Annotated in this window: 22 protein-coding genes and 2 pseudogenes; 19 read left to right on the top strand and 5 right to left on the bottom strand. The window is 70.9% G+C overall.

The annotated features are described in order from the left end of the window. Positions 1-126: 126 nt before the first annotated feature. The 9 genes from ACWC91_RS23725 to ACWC91_RS23765 all read left to right on the top strand — a co-directional run bounded on the left by ACWC91_RS23725 (position 127) and on the right by ACWC91_RS23765 (position 7,161). Positions 127-897, top strand: coding sequence for a helix-turn-helix transcriptional regulator (locus ACWC91_RS23725; protein WP_225074132.1), 771 nt, complete (start codon positions 127-129; stop codon positions 895-897). Further along, positions 894-2,315, top strand: coding sequence for a Fe-S cluster assembly protein SufB (sufB, locus tag ACWC91_RS23730; RefSeq protein WP_450643407.1), 1,422 nt, complete (start codon positions 894-896; stop codon positions 2,313-2,315). The genes ACWC91_RS23725 and sufB overlap by 4 nt, the downstream gene beginning before the upstream one ends. Before the next feature lie 81 nt (positions 2,316-2,396). Beyond that, positions 2,397-3,581 carry a Fe-S cluster assembly protein SufD gene (sufD, locus tag ACWC91_RS23735; RefSeq protein WP_450643406.1) on the top strand — a complete coding sequence of 395 codons (1,185 nt, stop codon included), beginning with the start codon at positions 2,397-2,399 and terminating at the stop codon, positions 3,579-3,581. Then, complete coding sequence (locus tag ACWC91_RS23740; protein WP_141362056.1) at positions 3,578-3,901, top strand: non-heme iron oxygenase ferredoxin subunit; 324 nt, start codon at positions 3,578-3,580, stop codon at positions 3,899-3,901. The genes sufD and ACWC91_RS23740 overlap by 4 nt, the downstream gene beginning before the upstream one ends. Positions 3,902-3,908: 7 nt before the next feature. Beyond that, entirely contained in the window at positions 3,909-4,673 is a 765-nt protein-coding gene (sufC, locus tag ACWC91_RS23745; RefSeq protein WP_141362058.1) for a Fe-S cluster assembly ATPase SufC, read from the top strand. Continuing rightward, positions 4,670-5,926, top strand: coding sequence for a cysteine desulfurase (locus ACWC91_RS23750; RefSeq protein ID WP_225074130.1), 1,257 nt, complete (start codon positions 4,670-4,672; stop codon positions 5,924-5,926). Before sufC ends, ACWC91_RS23750 begins: the two co-directional genes overlap by 4 nt. Before the next feature lie 16 nt (positions 5,927-5,942). Next, entirely contained in the window at positions 5,943-6,410 is a 468-nt protein-coding gene (gene sufU, locus ACWC91_RS23755) for a Fe-S cluster assembly sulfur transfer protein SufU (protein WP_225074129.1), read from the top strand. Further along, positions 6,407-6,739 carry a metal-sulfur cluster assembly factor gene (locus tag ACWC91_RS23760; RefSeq protein ID WP_100569477.1) on the top strand — a complete coding sequence of 111 codons (333 nt, stop codon included), beginning with the start codon at positions 6,407-6,409 and terminating at the stop codon, positions 6,737-6,739. The genes sufU and ACWC91_RS23760 overlap by 4 nt, the downstream gene beginning before the upstream one ends. Before the next feature lie 101 nt (positions 6,740-6,840). Further along, the gene (locus ACWC91_RS23765; protein ID WP_225074128.1) at positions 6,841-7,161 is read left to right on the top strand and encodes a DMT family transporter; all 321 of its coding nucleotides are present in this window, start codon (positions 6,841-6,843) and stop codon (positions 7,159-7,161) included. 18 nt (positions 7,162-7,179) lie between these two features. On the opposite strand, the gene ACWC91_RS23770 is transcribed toward ACWC91_RS23765, so the two are convergent. Beyond that, positions 7,180-8,085, bottom strand: coding sequence for a winged helix-turn-helix transcriptional regulator (locus ACWC91_RS23770; RefSeq protein WP_281156269.1), 906 nt, complete (start codon positions 8,083-8,085; stop codon positions 7,180-7,182). Positions 8,086-8,214: 129 nt separating this feature from the next. Here ACWC91_RS23770 and ACWC91_RS23775 point away from each other — a divergent pair, with 129 nt between their 5' ends. The 3 genes from ACWC91_RS23775 to ACWC91_RS23785 all read left to right on the top strand — a co-directional run bounded on the left by ACWC91_RS23775 (position 8,215) and on the right by ACWC91_RS23785 (position 11,067). Then, positions 8,215-9,426: an MFS transporter gene (locus ACWC91_RS23775; RefSeq protein WP_450726024.1), complete on the top strand. Its 1,212-nt coding sequence runs from the start codon at positions 8,215-8,217 to the stop codon at positions 9,424-9,426. 53 nt (positions 9,427-9,479) lie between these two features. Further along, a complete protein-coding gene (dapD, locus tag ACWC91_RS23780; protein ID WP_225074125.1) occupies positions 9,480-10,469 on the top strand; it encodes a 2,3,4,5-tetrahydropyridine-2,6-dicarboxylate N-succinyltransferase in 990 nt (329 codons plus the stop codon). A gap of 262 nt (positions 10,470-10,731) precedes the next feature. Continuing rightward, on the top strand, positions 10,732-11,067 hold the full coding sequence (locus ACWC91_RS23785; RefSeq protein ID WP_450643401.1) for a DUF6980 family protein: 336 nt from the start codon (positions 10,732-10,734) through the stop codon (positions 11,065-11,067). Positions 11,068-11,322: 255 nt separating this feature from the next. Here the strand turns inward: ACWC91_RS23785 and ACWC91_RS23790 are convergent, their stop codons facing one another. The 3 genes and pseudogenes from ACWC91_RS23790 to dapA form a co-directional block, all read right to left on the bottom strand. Further along, positions 11,323-11,496 (bottom strand): hypothetical protein, encoded by a 174-nt coding sequence (locus ACWC91_RS23790; RefSeq protein ID WP_450726026.1) that lies wholly within the window; start codon positions 11,494-11,496, stop codon positions 11,323-11,325. Between the two features lie 185 nt (positions 11,497-11,681). Next, a pseudogene (locus ACWC91_RS23795) lies at positions 11,682-11,965 on the bottom strand (glycosyltransferase family 2 protein); the annotation flags it as partial. A 94-nt stretch (positions 11,966-12,059) separates the two neighbouring features. After that, positions 12,060-12,965: a 4-hydroxy-tetrahydrodipicolinate synthase gene (gene dapA / locus ACWC91_RS23800; protein ID WP_450643399.1), complete on the bottom strand. Its 906-nt coding sequence runs from the start codon at positions 12,963-12,965 to the stop codon at positions 12,060-12,062. Between the two features lie 87 nt (positions 12,966-13,052). Between dapA and ACWC91_RS23805 the strand changes: the two genes are divergently transcribed. The 6 genes and pseudogenes from ACWC91_RS23805 (at position 13,053) to ACWC91_RS23830 (ending at position 16,663) form a co-directional block, all read left to right on the top strand. Continuing rightward, positions 13,053-13,274: a hypothetical protein gene (locus ACWC91_RS23805; protein ID WP_376501680.1), complete on the top strand. Its 222-nt coding sequence runs from the start codon at positions 13,053-13,055 to the stop codon at positions 13,272-13,274. After that, positions 13,271-13,997 (top strand): annotated as a pseudogene (locus ACWC91_RS23810) (hypothetical protein). The gene ACWC91_RS23805 and the pseudogene ACWC91_RS23810 overlap by 4 nt, the downstream one beginning before the upstream one ends. Positions 13,998-14,125: 128 nt before the next feature. Continuing rightward, complete coding sequence (locus tag ACWC91_RS23815) at positions 14,126-14,608, top strand: phage holin family protein (protein ID WP_374113884.1); 483 nt, start codon at positions 14,126-14,128, stop codon at positions 14,606-14,608. Next, the gene (locus ACWC91_RS23820; RefSeq protein WP_225074120.1) at positions 14,605-15,078 is read left to right on the top strand and encodes a DUF3618 domain-containing protein; all 474 of its coding nucleotides are present in this window, start codon (positions 14,605-14,607) and stop codon (positions 15,076-15,078) included. Before ACWC91_RS23815 ends, ACWC91_RS23820 begins: the two co-directional genes overlap by 4 nt. Before the next feature lie 186 nt (positions 15,079-15,264). Beyond that, the gene (locus ACWC91_RS23825) at positions 15,265-15,897 is read left to right on the top strand and encodes an ArsR/SmtB family transcription factor (protein WP_225074119.1); all 633 of its coding nucleotides are present in this window, start codon (positions 15,265-15,267) and stop codon (positions 15,895-15,897) included. 40 nt (positions 15,898-15,937) lie between these two features. Continuing rightward, positions 15,938-16,663, top strand: a complete 726-nt coding sequence (locus ACWC91_RS23830; protein ID WP_225074118.1) for an SRPBCC family protein — start codon at positions 15,938-15,940, stop codon at positions 16,661-16,663. 34 nt (positions 16,664-16,697) lie between these two features. Here ACWC91_RS23830 and ACWC91_RS23835 read toward each other — a convergent pair whose 3' ends face one another. Continuing rightward, complete coding sequence (locus ACWC91_RS23835; RefSeq protein WP_450643849.1) at positions 16,698-18,527, bottom strand: endonuclease/exonuclease/phosphatase family protein; 1,830 nt, start codon at positions 18,525-18,527, stop codon at positions 16,698-16,700. Between the two features lie 313 nt (positions 18,528-18,840). Here ACWC91_RS23835 and ACWC91_RS23840 point away from each other — a divergent pair, with 313 nt between their 5' ends. Next, positions 18,841-20,268, top strand: a complete 1,428-nt coding sequence (locus tag ACWC91_RS23840; protein WP_450643850.1) for a hypothetical protein — start codon at positions 18,841-18,843, stop codon at positions 20,266-20,268. Positions 20,269-20,436 lie beyond the last annotated feature (168 nt).

A 20,436-nucleotide genomic window follows, 5' to 3' on the forward strand; every position in this document is an offset into this window, starting at 1 on the left:
CACTGGTTTGATCGATCGGAGATCGTTTCCGCAGGTCGGATTAGGTTTGCCTAAGTGACGCAGGGCACCGCCCGTCCGGATCAAGGCCGCTTGTCAGTCCGCGAGGAATTACGCAACAATGGCGTTGTGAAAAACGTCGGCGAGGCTCGGGAGACCCTCACGGGGGTCCCGCAGGAGGAGTTCGCGGCCGGGGTGCGCTCGGATCGTTCCACGCGCAACCGGGTCGCGCGGTCCATCCTGGACCACGGCCCGTCGACCGTCGCCGAGCTGGCCGGCCGGCTGGGGCTCACCCAGGCCGCCGTGCGGCGCCACCTGGACGCCCTGGTCGCCGACGACGTCGTGGAGGCGCGGGAGCAGCGGGTGTACGGCGCGCGGACGCGCGGCCGGCCCGCCAAGGTCTTCGCGCTCACCGACTGCGGGCGGGACGCCTTCGACCAGTCGTACGACAAGCTCGCCGCGGACGCGCTCCGCTGGATCGCCGAGCGGGAGGGCGGGCCGGAGGCGGTCGCCGCCTTCGCCCGGGCCCGGATCGCCGCGCAGGCGGGCGCGTACCGCAAGGCGATCGAGGCCGTCACCCCCGACGAGCGCACCGAAGCACTGGCCAAGGCCCTGAGCGTGGACGGGTACGCTGCTACGGCGCGCAACGCGCCCCTCCCGCAGCGGGGTGAGCAGCTCTGCCAGCACCATTGCCCGGTCGCCCACGTCGCGGAGCAGTTCCCGCAGCTGTGCGAGGCGGAGACGGAGATCTTCGCCGAGCTGCTGGGTACTCACGTCCAGCGACTGGCGACCATCGCGCACGGCGACGGCGTGTGCACGACGTTCATCCCCAAGATTTCCCAGACCGATCACCAAAGCCACAACGCATCCGCACGCACGGCCGGGAGGAACCCCGCATGACTCTCCCCACGGAGACTGCCCACCCCGAACTCGAGGGCCTGGGCAAGTACGAATACGGCTGGGCCGACTCCGACACGGCCGGCGCCTCTGCCAGGCGCGGTCTGGACGAGGAGGTCGTCCGCGACATCTCGGCGAAGAAGTCCGAGCCGGAGTGGATGACCAAGCTGCGCTTGAAGGGCCTGCGGCTCTTCGAGAAGAAGCCCATGCCGAACTGGGGCTCGGACCTGTCGGGGATCGACTTCGACAACATCAAGTACTTCGTGCGCTCCACGGAGAAGCAGGCGGAGTCCTGGGAGGACCTGCCCGAGGACATCAAGAACACGTACGACAAGCTCGGCATCCCCGAGGCGGAGAAGCAGCGCCTCGTCGCCGGTGTCGCGGCCCAGTACGAGTCGGAGGTCGTCTACCACCAGATCCGCGAGGACCTGGAGGAGCAGGGCGTCATCTTCCTCGACACGGACACCGCCCTGAAGGAGCACCCGGAGCTCTTCAAGGAGTACTTCGGGACCGTCATCCCCGTCGGCGACAACAAGTTCGCCTCGCTGAACACCGCCGTGTGGTCCGGCGGCTCCTTCATCTACGTCCCGCCGGGCGTCCACGTGGAGATCCCGCTCCAGGCCTACTTCCGCATCAACACGGAGAACATGGGCCAGTTCGAGCGGACCCTGATCATCGTCGACGAGGGTGCCTACGTGCACTACGTCGAGGGCTGCACCGCCCCGATCTACAAGAGCGACTCCCTGCACAGCGCGGTCGTCGAGATCATCGTCAAGAAGAACGCCCGCTGCCGCTACACGACCATCCAGAACTGGTCGAACAACGTCTACAACCTGGTCACCAAGCGCGCCGTGGCCTACGAGGGCGCGACCATGGAGTGGATCGACGGCAACATCGGCTCCAAGGTGACGATGAAGTACCCGGCCGTCTACCTGATGGGCGAGCACGCCAAGGGCGAGACCTTGTCGATCGCCTTCGCGGGCGAGGGCCAGCACCAGGACGCCGGTTCCAAGATGGTCCACATGGCGCCGAACACCTCGTCCAACATCGTCTCCAAGTCGGTGGCGCGCGGCGGCGGCCGTACCTCGTACCGCGGCCTGGTCGAGATCAGCGAGGGCGCCGCGGGCTCCAAGTCCAACGTGCTCTGCGACGCGCTGCTCGTGGACACCATCTCCCGCTCGGACACGTACCCCTACGTGGACGTCCGCGAGGACGACGTGTCCATGGGCCACGAGGCGACCGTCTCCAAGGTCTCCGAGGACCAGCTCTTCTACCTGATGAGCCGTGGCCTCTCCGAGTTCGAGGCGATGGCGATGATCGTGCGCGGCTTCGTCGAGCCGATCGCCAAGGAGCTGCCCATGGAGTACGCGCTGGAGCTCAACCGGCTGATCGAGCTGCAGATGGAGGGCGCGGTCGGTTAAGCACCGACCCGGGCCGGCGAAACCGCCGGCCCGCAGTCCGCCGTCAAGCCCATACGCAAGAAAGCGAGCAATACGACAGCCATGGCTGAGGCCCAGAACATCCCCGTCGGTTCGACGACCGCCGGCCAGATCGCGGTCGCCGCCGAGTCGACCGTGGCCACGCGCATGAGCGCGCCGCCCTCCTTCGACGTGGCGGACTTCCCGGTCCCGCACGGCCGCGAGGAGGAGTGGCGCTTCACTCCGCTGGAGCGGCTGCGCGGTCTGCACGACGGCACCGCGACCGCCACCGGCGAGGGCGTCAAGGTGGACGTCCAGGCCCCCGAGGGCGTCACCGTCGAGACCGTCGGCCGCGACGACGCCCGGCTCGGCAAGGCCGGCACCCCGGTGGACCGCGTCGCCGCCCAGGCCTACTCCGCCTTCGAGAAGGCCTCGGTCGTGAGCGTCCCCAAGGAGGCCGTCCTGACCGAGCCGATCCGCATCGCGGTGCACGGCGAGGGCGGGGTCGCCTACGGGCACCAGGTCATCGAGCTCGGGGCCTTCGCCGAGGCCGTCGTCGTCATCGACCACACCGGTGACGCGGTGCTCGCCGGGAACGTCGACTACCTGCTCGGCGACGGCGCCAAGCTGACCGTCGTCTCGATCCAGGACTGGGACGACAAGGCCGTGCACGTCGCCCAGCACAACACGCTGATCGGCCGGGACGCCTCCTTCAAGTCCGTCGTGGTCACCTTCGGCGGCGACGTGGTCCGCCTGAACCCGCGTGTGACCTACGCCGGCCCCGGCGGCGAGGCCGAGCTGTACGGCCTGTACTTCACCGACGCCGGCCAGCACCAGGAGCACCGCCTGCTGGTCACCCACAACACCCCGCACTGCAAGTCGAACGTCGCCTACAAGGGCGCGCTCCAGGGCGACGACGCGCACGCGGTGTGGATCGGCGACGTGCTGATCGAGGCCAAGGCCGAGGGCACGGACACCTACGAGATGAACCGCAACCTGGTGCTGACCGACGGCGCCCGTGTCGACTCCGTGCCGAACCTGGAGATCGAGACCGGCGAGATCGTCGGCGCCGGCCACGCCTCCGCGACCGGCCGCTTCGACGACGCGCAGCTCTTCTACCTGATGGCCCGCGGCATCCCGGAGCAGGAGGCCCGCCGTCTGGTGGTCCGCGGCTTCTTCGCCGAGCTGGTCCAGCAGATCGGTGTCACGGACATCGAGGAGCGCCTCATCGCCAAGATCGAGGAGGAGCTCGAGGCGGCGGTCGCATGAGCGGCGCATTCGTACGCGTCTGTGGGCTGAGCGAGCTGGAGGAGGACACCCCGAAGCGGGTGGAACTCGACGGCACGCCGGTCTCGGTCGTGAAGACCGAGGGGGAGGTGTTCGCCATCTACGACATCTGCTCGCACGCGAACGTCTCGCTCTCCGAGGGCGAGGTGGAGGACTGCCAGATCGAGTGCTGGCTGCACGGCTCCAGCTTCGACCTCCGCACCGGCAAGCCGTCCGGCCTTCCCGCGACGCGCCCTGTCCCCGTATACCCCGTAAAGATCGAAGGGGACGACGTGCTCGTCTCCCTCACCCAGGAGTCCTGAGGCACCCATGGCAACGCTTGAAATCCGAGACCTGCACGTCACCGTCGAGGCCGACAACGCCACGAAGGAGATCCTCAAGGGCGTCGACCTCACCGTGAAGCAGGGCGAGACGCACGCCATCATGGGCCCCAACGGCTCGGGCAAGTCGACCCTCGCCTACGCCCTCGCGGGCCACCCCAAGTACACCGTGTCCGGCGGCTCCGTCACCCTCGACGGTGAGGACGTCCTGGAGATGTCCGTCGACGAGCGCGCCCGCGCGGGCCTGTTCCTGGCGATGCAGTACCCGGTCGAGGTCCCCGGCGTCTCGGTCTCCAACTTCCTCCGCTCCTCCGCCACCGCCATCCGCGGCGAGGCGCCGAAGCTGCGCACCTGGGTGAAGGAGGTCAAGGAGGCCATGGAGCGGCTCTCCATGGACCCGGCCTTCGCCGAGCGCAACGTGAACGAGGGCTTCTCCGGCGGCGAGAAGAAGCGGCACGAGATCCTCCAGCTGGAGCTGCTCAAGCCGAAGATCGCGATCCTCGACGAGACCGACTCCGGCCTCGACGTCGACGCCCTGCGCATCGTGTCGGAGGGCGTGAACAGGGTCCGCGAGAGCGGCCAGGTCGGCACCCTGCTGATCACCCACTACACGCGCATCCTGCGCTACATCAAGCCCGACCACGTCCACGTGTTCGCCGGCGGCCGGATCGTCGAGTCCGGCGGCGCCGCGCTCGCGGACAAGCTGGAGAACGAGGGCTACGAGGCATACGTGAAGGGTGGCGCATCCGCGTGACACAGCTGCCGGGCCTCCTCGACACAGAGGCGATCCGCAAGGACTTCCCCGTCCTGGACCGGCTGGTCCACGACGGCAGGAAGCTCGTGTACCTGGACAACGCGGCGACCTCGCAGAAACCGCGCCAGGTGCTGGACGCCCTGAGCGAGTACTACGAGCGCTACAACGCCAACGTCCACCGCGGTGTGCATGTGCTCGCCGAGGAGGCCACGGCGCTGTACGAGGGCGCGCGCGACAAGGTCGCCGCGTTCGTCAACGCGCCGAGCCGCGACGAGGTGATCTTCACGAAGAACGCCTCCGAGTCGCTCAACCTCGTGGCGAACATGCTCGGCTGGGCCGAGGAGCCCTACCGGGTGGACCACGAGACCGAGATCGTCATCACGGAGATGGAGCACCACTCCAACATCGTTCCCTGGCAGCTGCTGGCGCAGCGCACGGGCGCGAAGCTGAAGTGGTTCGGCCTGACCGACGACGGCCGTCTCGACCTGTCCAACATCGACGAGGTCATCACCGAGAAGACGAAGATCGTCTCCTTCGTGCTGGTGTCCAACATCCTCGGCACCGTGAACCCGGTCGAGGCGATAGTGCGCCGCGCGCAGGAGGTCGGCGCGCTGGTGTGCATCGACGCCTCGCAGGCCGCGCCCCACATGCCACTGGACGTACAGGCCCTCCAGGCCGACTTCGTGGCCTTCACCGGCCACAAGATGTGCGGCCCGACCGGCATCGGCGTGCTCTGGGGCCGCCAGGAACTGCTGGAGGACCTGCCTCCGTTCCTCGGCGGCGGCGAGATGATCGAGACGGTGTCGATGCACTCGTCGACGTACGCTCCCGCCCCGCACAAGTTCGAGGCGGGCACGCCGCCGATCGCGCAGGCGGTCGGTCTGGGCGCGGCGATCGACTACCTGAACGCGATCGGGATGGACAAGATCCTCGCCCACGAGCACGCACTCACCGAGTACGCGGTGCGGCGGCTGGCGGAGGTTCCCGACCTGAGGATCATCGGCCCGACCACGGCCGAGGACCGGGGCGCGGCGATCTCCTTCACGCTCGGTGACATCCATCCGCACGACGTGGGCCAGGTCCTCGACGAGCAGGGCATCGCGGTGCGCGTGGGCCACCACTGCGCGCGGCCGGTGTGCCTGCGGTACGGAATTCCTGCGACCACGCGAGCGTCGTTCTATCTGTACTCCACGCCGGCCGAGATCGACGCTCTGGTCGACGGACTGGAGCACGTACGGAACTTCTTCGGCTGACGGGACGAGCGATCGGATGAAGCTGGACTCGATGTACCAGGAAGTCATCCTGGACCACTACAAGCACCCGCACGGGCGTGGTCTGAGGGATGGCGACGCCGAGGTGCACCATGTGAACCCGACGTGCGGCGACGAGATCACCCTCCGGGTGAAGTACGACGGCACGACGATCGAGGACGTCTCGTACGAGGGCCAGGGCTGCTCGATCAGCCAGGCCTCGGCCTCCGTGCTGAACGACCTGCTCGTCGGCAGGGAACTGGCCGAGGCGCAGAAGATCCAGGAGACGTTCCTGGAGCTGATGCAGTCCAAGGGCCGGATCGAGCCCGACGACGCGATGGAGGAGGTCCTGGAGGACGCGGTGGCGTTCGCCGGGGTGTCCAAGTACCCGGCCCGGGTCAAGTGCGCCCTGTTGAGCTGGATGGCCTGGAAGGACGCGACGGCCCAGGCGCTGGGCGGCGCCGACGCCGAAAGGAAGACCGCATGAGCGAGACCGTGGAGATGAAGCCGGCTTCGGAGGAGGAGCTCCGAGAGGCCCTGATGGACGTCGTCGACCCCGAGCTGGGCATCGACGTCGTCAACCTCGGCCTGATCTACGGCATCCACGTCGACGAGTCGAACATCGCGACCATCGACATGACCCTGACGTCCGCGGCCTGCCCGCTCACCGACGTCATCGAGGACCAGGCCAAGTCCGCCACGGACGGCCTCGTCAACGAGCTGCGCATCAACTGGGTCTGGATGCCGCCGTGGGGCCCCGACAAGATCACGGACGACGGCCGCGAGCAGCTGCGGGCGCTCGGCTTCAACGTCTGAGATCCACGAGCGAACGACGAACGGCGAGGTCCACTCGGACCTCGCCGTTTCGTTGTCGTGTGCCGGACGGCGCCGCCGGGTCGCTCGATACGCTCCCCGGCATGGGATACGTGATGCTCGCAGGTGCCATAGCCGCCGAAGTCGCCGCCACGACCGCCATGAAGTACAGCGAGGGCTTCAGCAGGCTCGGGCCCTCGCTGATCACCCTCCTCGGCTACGTCGTGTCCTTCGTGCTGCTCGCCCAGACCCTGAAATCGGTGTCCATCGGCACCGCCTACGCCATCTGGTCCGGCATCGGCACCGCGGCCATCGCCGCGCTCGGGCTGGTGTTCTTCGGGGAAAGGATGGACCTGGCCAAGGTCGCCGGGATCGTACTGATCATCGGCGGTGTGGTGGTGCTGAACCTGGGCGGAGCCCACTGATGGACGGCATCGCGCGCGTCAGTCCGCCCGGCTCATGTCCCCAGCCTCGTTCAGGCCCCTGACCGTCTCCAGCACCGCCCCCACACTCCCGGCCACGTCCGTGACCGGGTACTGCACGCTGCGGACGACACGCTCGCGGTCGACGACCAGGGTGAGCCGCTTCAGCCGGGTGGCGCCGGCCGCGCGGAACGTCGGCAGCCGCAGGGCGGTGATCAGGGACAGGCCGGCGTCGGAGAGCAGGGGGAATTCCAGCCGTTCCTTCTCCGCGAACGCCCGCTGTTCGTCGGGACGTTGGGTGGAGACGCCGTGCACGGTGGCGTCGGCCGCGGTGAACTCGGCGAGCCGGTCGCGGTAGGTGGAGGACTCCAGGGTGCACCCGGGAGCGCCGGGAATGTCCGACCAGCCGGGCGGATAGGCGTCGGGGCGGGCGTAGGCGCCGGGGAAGCAGTACAGAACCGTGTACGCGGTGTCCGCGGCGACCGGATCCCGCAACTCGCCGTTGTGGTCGATCAGTTGCAGCTCCGGGATCCGAGTCCCCGGTAGTTCGTGGACCCGCCGGGCCTGTCCGGACGCCTCCGCGGCCGTCGCCGACGTCGCGCCGTCCCCCAGGATCCACGCGTCGCCCCAGTCCTGGAGTGCGACCAGGACGGGCAGCAGCGCTCGGCCGCGCGGGGTGAGGTGGTACTCGTGGCGCACCGGTCGCTCCTGGTACGGCACCCGGGCGAGCACGTCCGCGTCGACCAGGAGGTGCAGTCGCTCGGTCAGCACCTTGCGGGACAGGCCGAGTTCGCGTTGCAGCTCGTCGAAGCGGCGCACGCCGCGCGCCGTGTCGCGCACGATCAGCAGGGTCCACCAGTCGCCGACGACGTCCAGGGCCTGCGCGATGGCGCAGGTGGCGTCCTCCAGGCTCGTCCTGCGGGCCATGGCGCTCCGTCCCTTCGTCCACCGGTCGTTGACCCGAGGCTGCCATGCTGACATAGTCAGTTCCCAAAAGGAACTCACTCGGGTCGAGGGGGTGACTACGGAGGGGGACGGGTGCGGACGCTGCGGGAAGTGCCTCGTACCGTGTGGCTGCTGGCCGCCGGGACGTTCGTCAACATGGTGGTGAGCGTCAGCTTCGTCTATCTCTTCCTCTATCTGACCGGGCCCCGCGGGCTCGGCGTGCGCGAGGCGGGCCTGCTGAGCGGGGTCGGGGGCGTCGGGCTCGTCCTGGGCAACTTCACCGGCGGCTGGTACGGGGACCGCCTCGGGCACCGGCGTGTGCTGCTGGTGGCCGCCGCCACCTCGGGACTGCTGCTGGCCGCCGTGCCGGTACTGCCGACCGCCGCGCTCTTTCTCGCGCTGCCGCTGTGCGAGTACGCCTCCGGCGTGCAGCGCGCCGCCAACTCCGCGCTGGTCGCGGCCGTCGTGCCCGAAGGCCTCCGCCGCCCCGCGTTCGCCGTGGTGCGGGCCGCGGCCAACGGCGGATTCACCGTCGGGCCCGTCCTCGGCGCGCTGGTCGCCACCCGGTTCTCCTACGACTGGCTCTACGTCGCCGACGGGCTCGGCAGCCTCGGCCTGGCCTGCTGGACCGCCCGGGTGGTGCCCGCACGCGGCATCCGGCGGGCGCGGTCGCCGCGCGGCGCGGGCGGCGTGTGGCCGGAACTCCTGAGCAGGCCGGCGGTGCTGGTGCTGCTTACGGTGATCGTCGTTGTCGACCTCGTCTACCGGCAGCAGTACTCGACCTTTCCCCTGTTCCTCGCCGACCACGGCCTGGGCACCCGGCTGTACGGTGCCCTGCTCGCGATCAACGGTGGCATCCTGCTGTGCCTGGAGCTGCCCGCCGCCCTGGCGCTGCGCCGCCGCTCACCCCTGCGTGTCGTCGGCTGCGGGCTGCTGCTGGTGGCCGCGGGCTACGGCGCACTGCTCCTCGGCGCAGGCGCCGCGACCGCCGTGGCGACGATGACGCTCCTCACCCTCGGCGAGCTGCTCTACAAGACGACCGCCACGGCCTACGTCGCCGACCAGGCACCCGAGCACGTCCAGGGCCGCTTCCAGTCCCTGTACGCCGGCGTGTCCATCAGCGGCATGGTGCTGGCCGCGCCGCTGGGCGGCGCGGTGTACGAGGCTGCGCCCCGGCTGCTCTGGCCGCTGTGCGCGGTGCTCGGCGCGGCGGCCGGGGTCGCGGTGCTGGCGGCCGGCCGGCTGCCGGCGCGCCCGCGTGGCGCGCGGTACGAGCGGCAGGGCGTGGCGGAGCGCGCGGTCGAGCCCACGCCCGGCACCTGAGACGATGCCCCGCCGGTTCGCCTCCCCGGCCTATGGCCGGTTAGGTTTCCCCCATGACCGACACGACTGCTCCCCGCACCACCGGTGCCGTGGCCGCCGGACTCGCCACGATCGCCGCCGACGGCACCGTTCTCGACACCTGGTTCCCCGCCCCCGAGCTGACGGACCAGCCCGGCCCGGCCGGCAGCGAGCGGCTGTCCGCCGAGCGGGCCGCGGAGCTGCTCGGCGACGGCGCCGCCGCGGCGATCGGGCCGGACGCGCGCCGGGGCGTCGAGGTGGTCGCGGTCCGTACGGTCATCGCCTCGCTCGACGAGAAGCCGATCGACGCGCACGACGTCTACCTGCGTCTGCACCTGCTCTCGCACCGGCTGGTCAAGCCGCACGGCCAGAGCCTGGACGGGATCTTCGGCCACCTCGCGAACGTCGCCTGGACCTCGCTCGGCCCGGTCGCCGTGGACGACATCGAGAAGGTGCGGCTCAACGCCCGCGCGGAGGGCCTGCACCTCCAGGTGACCTCGATCGACAAGTTCCCGCGCATGACCGACTACGTCGCCCCGAAGGGCGTCCGCATCGCCGACGCCGACCGGGTACGGCTCGGCGCGCACCTCGCCGAGGGCACCACCGTGATGCACGAGGGCTTCGTGAACTTCAACGCGGGCACCCTCGGCACCTCCATGGTCGAGGGCCGCATCTCCGCGGGCGTCGTGGTCGGCGACGGCTCCGACATCGGCGGCGGCGCCTCCACCATGGGCACGCTCTCCGGCGGCGGCAACGTGATCATCGCCATCGGCGAGCGCTGCCTGGTCGGCGCCGAGGCGGGCGTGGGCATCGCGCTCGGCGACGAGTGCGTGGTCGAGGCCGGTCTGTACGTCACCGCCGGCACCCGGGTGACGATGCCCGACGGCCAGATCGTCAAGGCGCGCGAGCTGTCCGGCGCCTCCAACATCCTCTTCCGCCGCAACTCGGTCACCGGCGCCGTCGAGGCCCGCCCGAACAACGCGGTCTGGGGCGGCCTGAACGAGATCCTGCACAGCCACAACTGATCAACGGCGGCCGTGACCCGCGGCCGCCCAATCGATCACTTGAGCGCCCTTCCACGGCCCGAGGACGGCCGGGGAGGGCGCTCGTGCGTCGGGTGACATCCGCAGGCCCGTACCGGTGGCCGACCGGGCTTCCCGCCCTTCGGCAACAGCGGCTCGAGCGCCGCCCACTGCGCGTTCGTCAGATCTCCACGTGCCACCCGCTGATCATCACGGACCGTGATCTACTGCTGGCCATGGCGCCGATCAACGAGAAGCCGAAGTCATGACCCATCACACCCGTCACTGCTGCGAGGCGATGACCAACCGCGTCAACGTGCGCTGCGACGAGCACGACGACCCCTTCGCCTGCCCGGACGCGCTGGTCGACTTCAGCGCCGAGTTCCAGGAGTACGGGCTGATCATTCATGACGGCGGCAGGTCGAGCATCACGATCGAGTTCTGTCCCTGGTGCGGACGACGCCTCCCCGAGTCGCAGCGGGACCGGTGGTTCGACGAGCTGGAGCGCCGCGGGATCGATCCATGGGGGGACGAGGTCCCTGCCGAGTTCCAGGACGGCCGCTGGCTCGCCTTGGGCGAACACGTCGGCCAGGGCGCGTAGCCGCACCCCGTTCCGGCCGGGGACGGCGAAGCCCCGCTCGGCCGGCAGCGGGCGGATCTCCCCGATCGCCCGGGTGACGGTGGACTGTTGGCCGTACAGCTCGGCGAGAGCGGCATCCGTGACGGAGGCGGTACGGCGGCCCGCCCACGCCGGCCGGCTCGGCCCGGCGACTTCACCCGGTGCTCGAACGGAGCGGGCCGGCTCCCTCGGGCTCCGGTCCGCTCCGCTCCTTCGAGTCACTGGTGGTTGTCGGAATCAGTAACCGCGATCACCGTGGTCGCGGTCGCCGTGGTCGCGGTCGCGGTCACGGTCGCCGTGGTGGCGGTCCCCGTGGTCGCGGTCGCCGTGGTCCCGGTCCCCGTGGCCCCCGTGGCCGTGGTCCCCACGGTCACGACCCAGGGCGGGGAAGAGAGCGTTGAAAATCGCCATGGCATTCCTCCGGCATATGCCTGAGACATTTTCGAAGGTGATACGTCCCGGCAGGGGAATTGGATGGCGTTGTGAGTCAAAAGACAGCAAACAAGTATCTCCCGCCAGGCGCGGGACGCTTCGGGCGGGAGTCCGGGGGCCCTGCGGCGCCGGCGACACGACCCGGGGTTCATGTCGACATGGGTGCTCACGGCGTTCAGGGCCATCAGGAGGCCGGTGCCCTCGGGGGCTGGGAGCGCCGTCCATCCTCCCGGCGCGGTGACAAGGTCACGCCGTGCGCACAGGGTCGCCGGACGCACTGAGTCCAGGCGACCTCGCTCTGCTCGGTCAGGACGGTGATGCCTCGGCGTGGTGCGCCGGGGCTGAGCATGTCGTCGGCGTCCGGTACCTCGACCAGGTCGCCACGGGCCCGGGCGAGCGCCGCCGCGCGGGCCGTTCCGGAACCCGGACAGCACCGAGGACGGCCCCGAAACGGCCCACGGGGCCGGTTGACCCGCTGACCCGCATCCCGTTCGGAACAGCCACAACTGACGTCACGTCATGGCGGTGGCGTGCGCGGGGGATCACGCCGTCCGCAGCCGTTCGTACGCCGCCCGCAGTCCGTCGGCCGTCTCGCGGCCGGCGGGGCGCAGGGGGGCGCGGACCGGGCCCGCGGGCCGGCCCAGGTCGTTCAGCAGTGCCTTGACGGTGACCGTGCCGGGCAGGCCGGCGGACATCGTCGACTCGATCAGTTCGGTGGCCTGTTGCTGGAGCCGGGCGGCGCGGGCGGTGTCGCCCGCGTCGAACGCGTCGAGGATCGAGCGCAGTCGGCGCGGGACGAGGTTCGCGACCGTGCTGATGTATCCGGTGCCGCCCACCGCGTACAGCGCGAGGATGTGCTCCTCGCAGCCCGCGTAGTACGCCAACTCCGTGCGGGACAGCACCTTCTGGGTGCCGAGGAAGTCGTAGGAGCAGTCCTTGACCGCCACGATCCGGGGGTGTGCGGCCAGCCGCAGCATGGTGTCCGGCTCGATGCGCGTGCCGGTGCGGCCGGGGATGTCGTAGAGCACCACGGGCAGCCCGGAGGCGTCCGCCACCGTGCGGAAGTGCTCCTCCACGGCGTCCTGCGGCGGCCTGCTGTAGTACGGCGTCACCACCAGCACCCCGTCCGCGCCCGCCTTCTCGGCCGCCAGCGTCAGCTCGACGGTGTGCCGGGTGTCGGCGGTGCCCACGCCCGTCACGATCGAGGCACGCTCCCCGACCGCCTCGCGCACGGCCCGGACCAGCGCCGACTTCTCGGCGTCCGTCGTGGTCGGCGACTCGCCGGTCGTACCGCTGAGCACGAGACCGTCGCAGCCCTCGGTCACCAGCAGGTCGGCGAGCCGCTGGGCGCCGTCGAGGTCGAGCGCGCCCGAGTCGGTGAAGGGCGTGATCATGGCGCACAGGGCGCGGCCGAAGGGAGGGGCGGGAGTGGCTGTGGTGGTCGTCATGGAAGCAGTGTCGACAGGGGCGACCGTGAAGCTCCACTTAATTCTTCTACCGGATATCCGTAAGTGGAGCTGGAGCGATGGTGCCCTGTGTCGAAGTCGCCCGTGATGCGTCACCATGGGCAGGAGGTCACCGAGGGGCAGGCACGGGAGGCGTCATTGCTCGGCAAGGCACTGGCCACCGGAGTCGCGGAGGAGCGGTCGCCGGTCCGCGAGGAGGAGGCCGGACTCCCCGAGGCGGTCCAGGAGATCCAGCGGATCCAGGAACCGCGGGCCGCCGCCACGCCCGAAGAGGCTCCGGCCGCCCGATGAGGCTGCGGCTGCCCGCGGAACGTCCCACGGAGCCGCCGACCGGATACGAGATCGCCCACCCGGGTGCTGTCCCACGACGGTACCCGGGTCCGTTTCACCGGCGTGTCGCTCGGCGGCGCGCTTTTCTACGGCGTCGTCGCGGACACGGCCTGCGTCTACGGCCGCCGGCACCGGCCACCGGCCCGTCTGTGCGACTGCGGGTTCCACTGAGTGCACGAACGCGCCGCCGCCGAGGCCCTGCTGTGCACGGCCGAGCACCGGAGCGCCGTTCTGCTGGAGGTCTCCGTCCTCGGCGCCTGCATCCGCTACCGGCGCGGTTTCCGCTGTGCCCGCCAGCGGGTGCGCACGGCGGCCCTCGGCCCGTGCGCGTGCGGGGCGCCCGCCTCCGCCCTGGCCGACGCGGGCTGGGGCAGGCCCGGCTGGCGCGCGCTGACCGCCGTCTGCGCGGGCTGCCTGCGCGGCCGTACGTCCGTGACGCTCGCCGGCTTCGCCCGGCCGGCCGGAGACGGGCTGCGGGTCGTCGTGGGCGGCGGCGGGCCGGCACCGGTCGCCGCGGCGGTTGCCGCGTCCGGGCCGCCGGCCGGGCCGCTCGCCGCGCCCGAAGGGCTCGGGGTGCCCGAACTCGTCGCGGAGGCAGCCCTGTTGCAGGCGCGCCTCGACTGGTTCCCGGCGCAGCTGGCCCGGCTCGGCGAGCGCGGGCCCGGCGGTCCGGGCCAGGGATAGCCGCAGACGACCCGGGGTACCCGGATGGTCCGGACCGAGAGGAGGCGGACACCGTGACCGGGACGATCGATGTGAGGCCTGCGCGCGACCAGCGCCGCCCAGCGCGCGGCCGCTCGGCGGGCGACCGTATGGTGGACGAACGTTCACCTGCCGAACCTTCGGTGGCTGAGCGGTTGCCTGCCGAAACTCCTGTGGAAGAACGTTCACAGGTCGAACCTTCGGTGGGTGAGCATTCGGTGGGCGAACTCGTCCACCGGGCCACTGAACAGCTTTCTCAGCTCGTACGGCAGGAATTGACCCTTGCCAAGATGGAGCTGACTGAGAAGGGGCGCCGCATGGGGCGCGGCGGCGAACTGCTCGGCGCGGCGGGCGCCATCGGATATGTCGGGCTGATCGCGCTCGCCGGCGCGGCCACCGCCGCCCTCTCGCTGGTGCTGCCCGTGTGGGCCGCGGCGCTGATCGTGACGGGCGTGCTGTTCGCGATCGCGGGCGTGCTGGCCCTGGTCGGCCGCTCCCAGCTGCGCCGTGCCGCACGGCCCGTACCGGAGGAGATGCTCGGCAGCGTCAAGGCCGACGTTGAGGTGATCAAGGAAAGGGCACGCCACCGATGACGGACAGGACACAGGGCGACGGCGGCGGCTTCACCCCGCCCGCCGGCGCGAAGGGCCCCGATGAGCTGAGGCATCAGATTGAACAGACCAGGAGTCAACTAGGCGACACAGTCCAGGAATTGGCCGCCAAGGCGGATGTGAAGGGCCGTGCGAGGGCCCGCGCGGCCGACCTGAAGGACAAGGCCGGCGCCATGACGGTCCAGCTGCGCAGCTCCGCCGCGCAGGCCGGACATGCCGTCCAGGAGAGGGCGACTCACGCCGGCCACCAGGCCCACGAGAGGGCGAGCCGGGCCGGGCACACGCTCCAGGAGCGGACCCCGGTGAGCAACGCGGTCGAGGTGTACCGCCGCAATCCGCGCCCGCTGATGTTCGCGCTCGCGGCAGGGGCGGCGCTGGTGGCGACCGGACTGCTGATCCGGCGCGGCAGGCGCGCGCGGCAGGCGCGGCGCTGGTGGCAGCCGGACCGCTGATCCGGCGCGGCCGCCGGCGCCGAGGTCGTCCGCTTCGGAACCGCGCACCGGGACCACCGGCTTCCTGGAGGCCGCCCCCACCCGAGAGGTGGGGGCGGCCTTCCCGTGTGCCGGCGGCCGACACGTCCGTCACCGAAAAATAAAACCGTCTGGACAAAAAAAGTTTTCGGTGGAAGGGTGGATCCCATGCTGGACGTCACCGTGATCGAGGACCCCGAGGCCGCAGCCGTCTCCCTGGACCCCATAAGGGCCAGGCTGCTCGCCGAGCTGGCGGCAGGCCCCGCTTCGGCCGCCATGCTGGCCGGTACGGTCGGCCTGCCCCGGCAGAAGGTGAACTACCACCTCAAGGCGCTGGAGCGGCACGGACTGGTCGAGCTGGCCGGCGAGCGCCGCAAGGGCAACGTCACCGAGCGGCTGATGCGCGCCACCGCCGCGTCGTACGTCATCTCCCCGCTGGCCCTGGCCTCCGTGCAGCCCGACCCGGACCGCTTCCGCGACCAGCTCTCCGCGCGCTGGCTGCTCGCCCTCGGCGCCCGGCTGGTGCGCGACGTCGGCTCGCTGATCACCGGCGCGGCCAAGGCCCGCAAGCGGCTGGCGACCTACGCGCTGGACGGCGAGGTCCGCTTCGCCTCGGCCGCCGACCGGGCGGCGTTCGTCGAGGAGCTGACGGCCGGCGTCACCGCCCTGATCCGCAAATACGACGCCCCGGAAGCCGAGGGCGGACGCGACCACCGGATCGTCGTCGCCTTCCACCCCACGGTGAAGGAGCAGGCCGCGCCCGCCGTGGAACCCGAAGCCCAGCAACACGAAGCCCGGTAACAGCCCAGCACCCCCGATCGCCATCGAGCAGGAGCCCGTCATGTCCAAGGAATTCGAGATCGTCCGTGAGTTCGAGGTCGACGCCACGCCCCAGGAGGTGTGGGAGGCGATCACGACCGGTACCGGTGGATACCTGTGGCCGATGGAGCCGCCGGAGCCCCGGGTGGGCGGAGCGGGACCGTTCGGGTCCACGGTCACCGCATGGGACCCGCCGCACCGCTACACCAACCGCAGCGAGGACGTCGGGTTCCCGGTCCAGTCGCTCAACCAGCTCGACCACACCATCGAACCGCGCGACGACGGCCGCCGCGCCTGGGTGCGGTACGTGCACAGCGGCATCTTCACCGACGACTGGGACAACCAGTACGACGGCGCGAACAAGCACACCGACTTCTACCTGCACACCCTGCGCGAGTACCTGACGCACTTCGCGCCGCGCCCGGTGACCTTCGCGACCCTGGACGGACCGGAGGCGTCCACCGCCCCCGACGCCTTCACGGCCGTGGGCCGGGCCCTCGGGCTCACCGACGACACGGCCACGGGTGCGCGCGTGACCGTGCGGGGGCCCCGCACGTTCGAGGCCGTGCTCGACTACCGCAGCCCGTACTTCATCGGGCTGCGCACCGACGACGCCCTCATCCGCCTCTTCGGCCGCAACCACTGGGGCGCCCCGGTCGGCGTCAGCGTCCACGACTTCGCGCCGGACGCCGACGCCAAGGCCAACGAACTGGCCTGGCGGGAATGGCTGGACGGGGTCTGCGCCTGACGGCCGCCGACCCCGTCCTCAGGACACGCGGGTGTTACGGGTGGAACCGGAGCACCTGCGGGTCGTGGTCGCTGGTCTGGTCGTGGAACTCCGCGTTGACGTGCACGCTGTCGTAGTCGAAGTTGCCGCCGCGCTTGATCGCCGGGCTGATCAGGATCTGGTCCAGGACCTGGAGGTTGCCCTGGTAGTCGTAGGTGTAACGCTCGTTCTTGGGCAGCGACTTGATCGCCGACCACAGCTCGCCGTCACCCTCGAGGATCTTCGCGGTGTCGGAGAACTCGAAGTCGTTCATGTCGCCGAGCACGACGACGTCCGCGTTCTTCTCGACCTTCAGGATGTCCTTGACGAAGGAGTTCACCTCGGCCGCCTGGCGGTGGCGCTGGACCTCCGAGCTGCGCGTCGGCGGCTGGTACTGCGCGGTCAGGGCCTGGTCGCCGCCCTTGGAGGCGAAGTGGTTGGCGATCACCATGACCGTGCGGCCGCGGAAGACGAACTCGCCGGCCAGCGGCTTGCGGCTGTTCTTCCAGGCGTCGCTCGCGGGGTTGATCCGGCCCGGGGAGACCGTCAGGGCCGCCTTGTTGCCGTTCACCTTCGTGACGCCGACCGCGGTGGTCGAGTCGCCGCCCGGGCGGTCGGTGAAGGAGACCCGCGCGGGGTTGAACAGGAACACCTGGCGGATGTTGCCGCCGGGCTCGCCGCCGTCCTGGTCGTTGACCGGGTCGATCGAGCGCCAGTCGTACTTCGGGCCGCCGGCCTTGACGATCGCGTCGATCAGCTTGCCGACGGTCGCGCTCGCGTCGACCGTGCCGTCGTCCACGGCGCCGTTGTTGTCCTGGATCTCCTCCAGGGACACGATGTCGGGCGACTGGAGGTTGTGCACGATCGCGGCGGCGTGCTCGTCGAAGGTGGCGTCGGACGGGTCGAGGTTCTCGACGTTGTAGGTGGCCACCGAGAGCTCGCCCGGCGACTGCTTGGCGGTCGTCTCGCGCGTCAGGCCGCCGCTCTTGAGCGTGCCGAGCTGGTTGGCGACGATCGTGTAGCCGCCGTAGGAGTTGAAGTCCATCGGGCCGGTGGTGGTGCCGGCGAGGGTGTCGCCGACGTTCGCCACGGGGAAGTCGGCGGTGGAGCCCAGCGACTCGATCTGGAGGCGGCCGGTGTTCTGGGAGTCGTAGGAGCCGTAGACCGTGCCGCCGCGGGTGCTGCGGTTCTCGTCCGGCTTCACCGTGACCCACAGCTCGCTGTAGGGGTTGGTGGCGGTGACCACGCGGGCGTCGGCGATCTGGACGTTCATGCCCTCCAGGGACTCGTAGTAGTCCAGGGCGTACTTCGTCGGCTCCAGGGTCAGACCGTTGATCGAGCCCTTCGCGGCGGGGTCGCCGGCCGGCGAGTAGGCGGCGGGCACCGACTTGGCGTCGATCACGACCGGGGCCGGGACCGGGTTGCCCTTGGAGACGACGGTGACCGTCGGCTTGGTGATCTCGGTGACCGACTGGTTGCCGGAGGTGGCGCCGCCAGGGACGTACTCGGAGACCGTGCCGGTCACCGTGACGGAGTCGCCGACGGCGACCGTCGGGGTGGAGCTGGTGAAGACGAAGACGCCCTCGCTGGTGGCGGGATTGTCGTCCGGATGGGCGTCCTGCATCCAGAAGCCCCTGGTGGAGCCGTAGGCGCGCACGGCGGTGACGATGCCGGGGACGGCCGCGACCTGCTGGTTCGCGTAGGGGGATATTCGGGTGGTGCCCTGGATGTCGTGGATGCGCACGGTGTCCGCGTGCGCGGGAGAGGTGAGGACGACGGTGGACGCGGCCGAGCAGACTGCGGCGATGGTCAGCGCGGCGAGACGCGCGGAGGACTTGCTGGGCAAGGCGGATCCCTTCGGGGCATGACGGAGCGCGGCGACGGGAAGTGCGACGCGATGACGCGGGCCGCGACCGGAGGCACACGGATCCACGCGCGTAGAGCGTGACGGGAACGGCCGCCTCCGCTTTTCTACGCGCGTCAATCTCCTGTGTGGCCCGGTCGGCTGTCAAGGTTTCGGCCATGTACGGGGCATGACGGAAAGATGAACTGGATGGGATGGGTCGAATTCCGTCTAGGCTGAGCGGTTGAGTCGTCAGACTTACCGGCCCGTGGGCTTCCCACCCTCCGGGCCCCGGTCCGCTAGGAGAAACCAGCCGATGTCAGACAGGTCCTCGTTCCCGCCGGTGCGGCTCGCCTCCGAGCCGGAGCTGGCCCGGGACGCGCTCGCCACACCGCTCCTGTCCCGCGCCGCGCGGCTCGCGCGCTGGGCCGGGGACGGGACACGGGTCGACGCCGACGGCGGACTGGCCGAGGAGCAACTGCCCGCCGCGGCCGCGGTGCTCGGCCTCAGCGGCGACGGCGCGGCGGCCGGGGCGAGCGAGGCCTGGCGGGTCGCCCTGGACACGGGGCTCGTCCGGATCGTCGACGAGGACGAGGCCGCCGTAGCGCCCGGCCCGGACCTGGGCCTGCTGACCGGTGGCTCGCCGCACGACGTGCTCACGGTCTGGACGAACGCCCTCGAGGGCGTGCTGGCCGACGCGAGCGTGCCCGATCTGGACGCGCTGGTCGAAGCGGTGGGTCAGGGCGGCGCGGTCGACCTCTCCGGACTGGACTGGGACCCCGAGACGGAGGCGGAGTTCCTCGACGGCGTGCTCGCCAACCTCTACCGGCTGACGGCCGGCGCGGACGGGTCCGGCGGCGGTCCGGTGCCGCTGCCCGTGCTCGCCGCCTCCATGATCGTGCCCAGCGACATGGGGGAGCCCACCAACGACATACTGGAGCAGGTCTCCGAGGCGATGATGCGGCTGGACGACCAGTTCCGGCTGCTGGAGCCGGCGGGCCTGGTCGAGTACCGGCCGGTGGACGAGGAGTTGATGGCGGAGGCCGAGAACGAGCCGTCGACGCCGGTCGAGGAGGTGGACGTCGCCCGCTACGGCATGGTGCGGCTGACCCCGCTCGGACTGCACGGGCTGCGGACCCGGCTGCTGGAGGCCGGCTGCCGGGCGCCGGTGATCGGCGAACTCGCGGACAAGGGTGCCGACGCGTTGCTCGACGGCACCGCCGAGTTTCCCCCGGCGGCCACGCACGCGGAGACCGAGCAGTGGCTGTCGAGCCGTGAACCTCTGTCCGCGGCAAGGGAGTTGCTCACCGCGGCGCGCGGCACGGACGCGGGCGCGCCGCTGCGGCGGCTGCGCTGCCAGCAGGCGCTGTCCCTGGTCGGCGCCGAGGCCGAGCCGGCGCTGCGGGAAGTGCTCGACGACGCCGAACTCGGCGGGCTGGCCCGGGTCTGGCTGACCGAGCACGGTCTGGCCGACGTGCCGGCGCCGTCCCAGGACATGATTTTCTGGCTGACCATCGACACGGTGGCCGCCCAACTGGCGGCCGAGGGCGACTCCGAGGAACTGCACGCCCTCGTCGAGGGGCTCGCCGAGCAGCACAGCGGCTTCTTCGCGGCGGCCTGGCGGGTGGACCACCCGCAGACGGCGGACGTGCTGGAGGCGATGGGACGGCTGCACCCGGACAAGAAGACCGCCAAGGAAGCACGCAAGGCGGCGTTCAAGGCCCGGTCCGCGCACGGCGGTTGAGCGGCGGAGCCGGGCACGCGGCGCCCCGGGGCGCCGGAGGCGGGGGAACGCGGCGCGTTCGGCGGCCGTGCGCGCGGCGGAGCGTACGCCCGTGCGGCCGTGCGGCCGTGGATCCCGGCCGGGGCGGCTACCGTCCTCCCCTTGTGGGTGCGGGTTCCGCGGTCATGG

This window comes from Streptomyces sp. NPDC001204 (assembly GCF_053598035.1).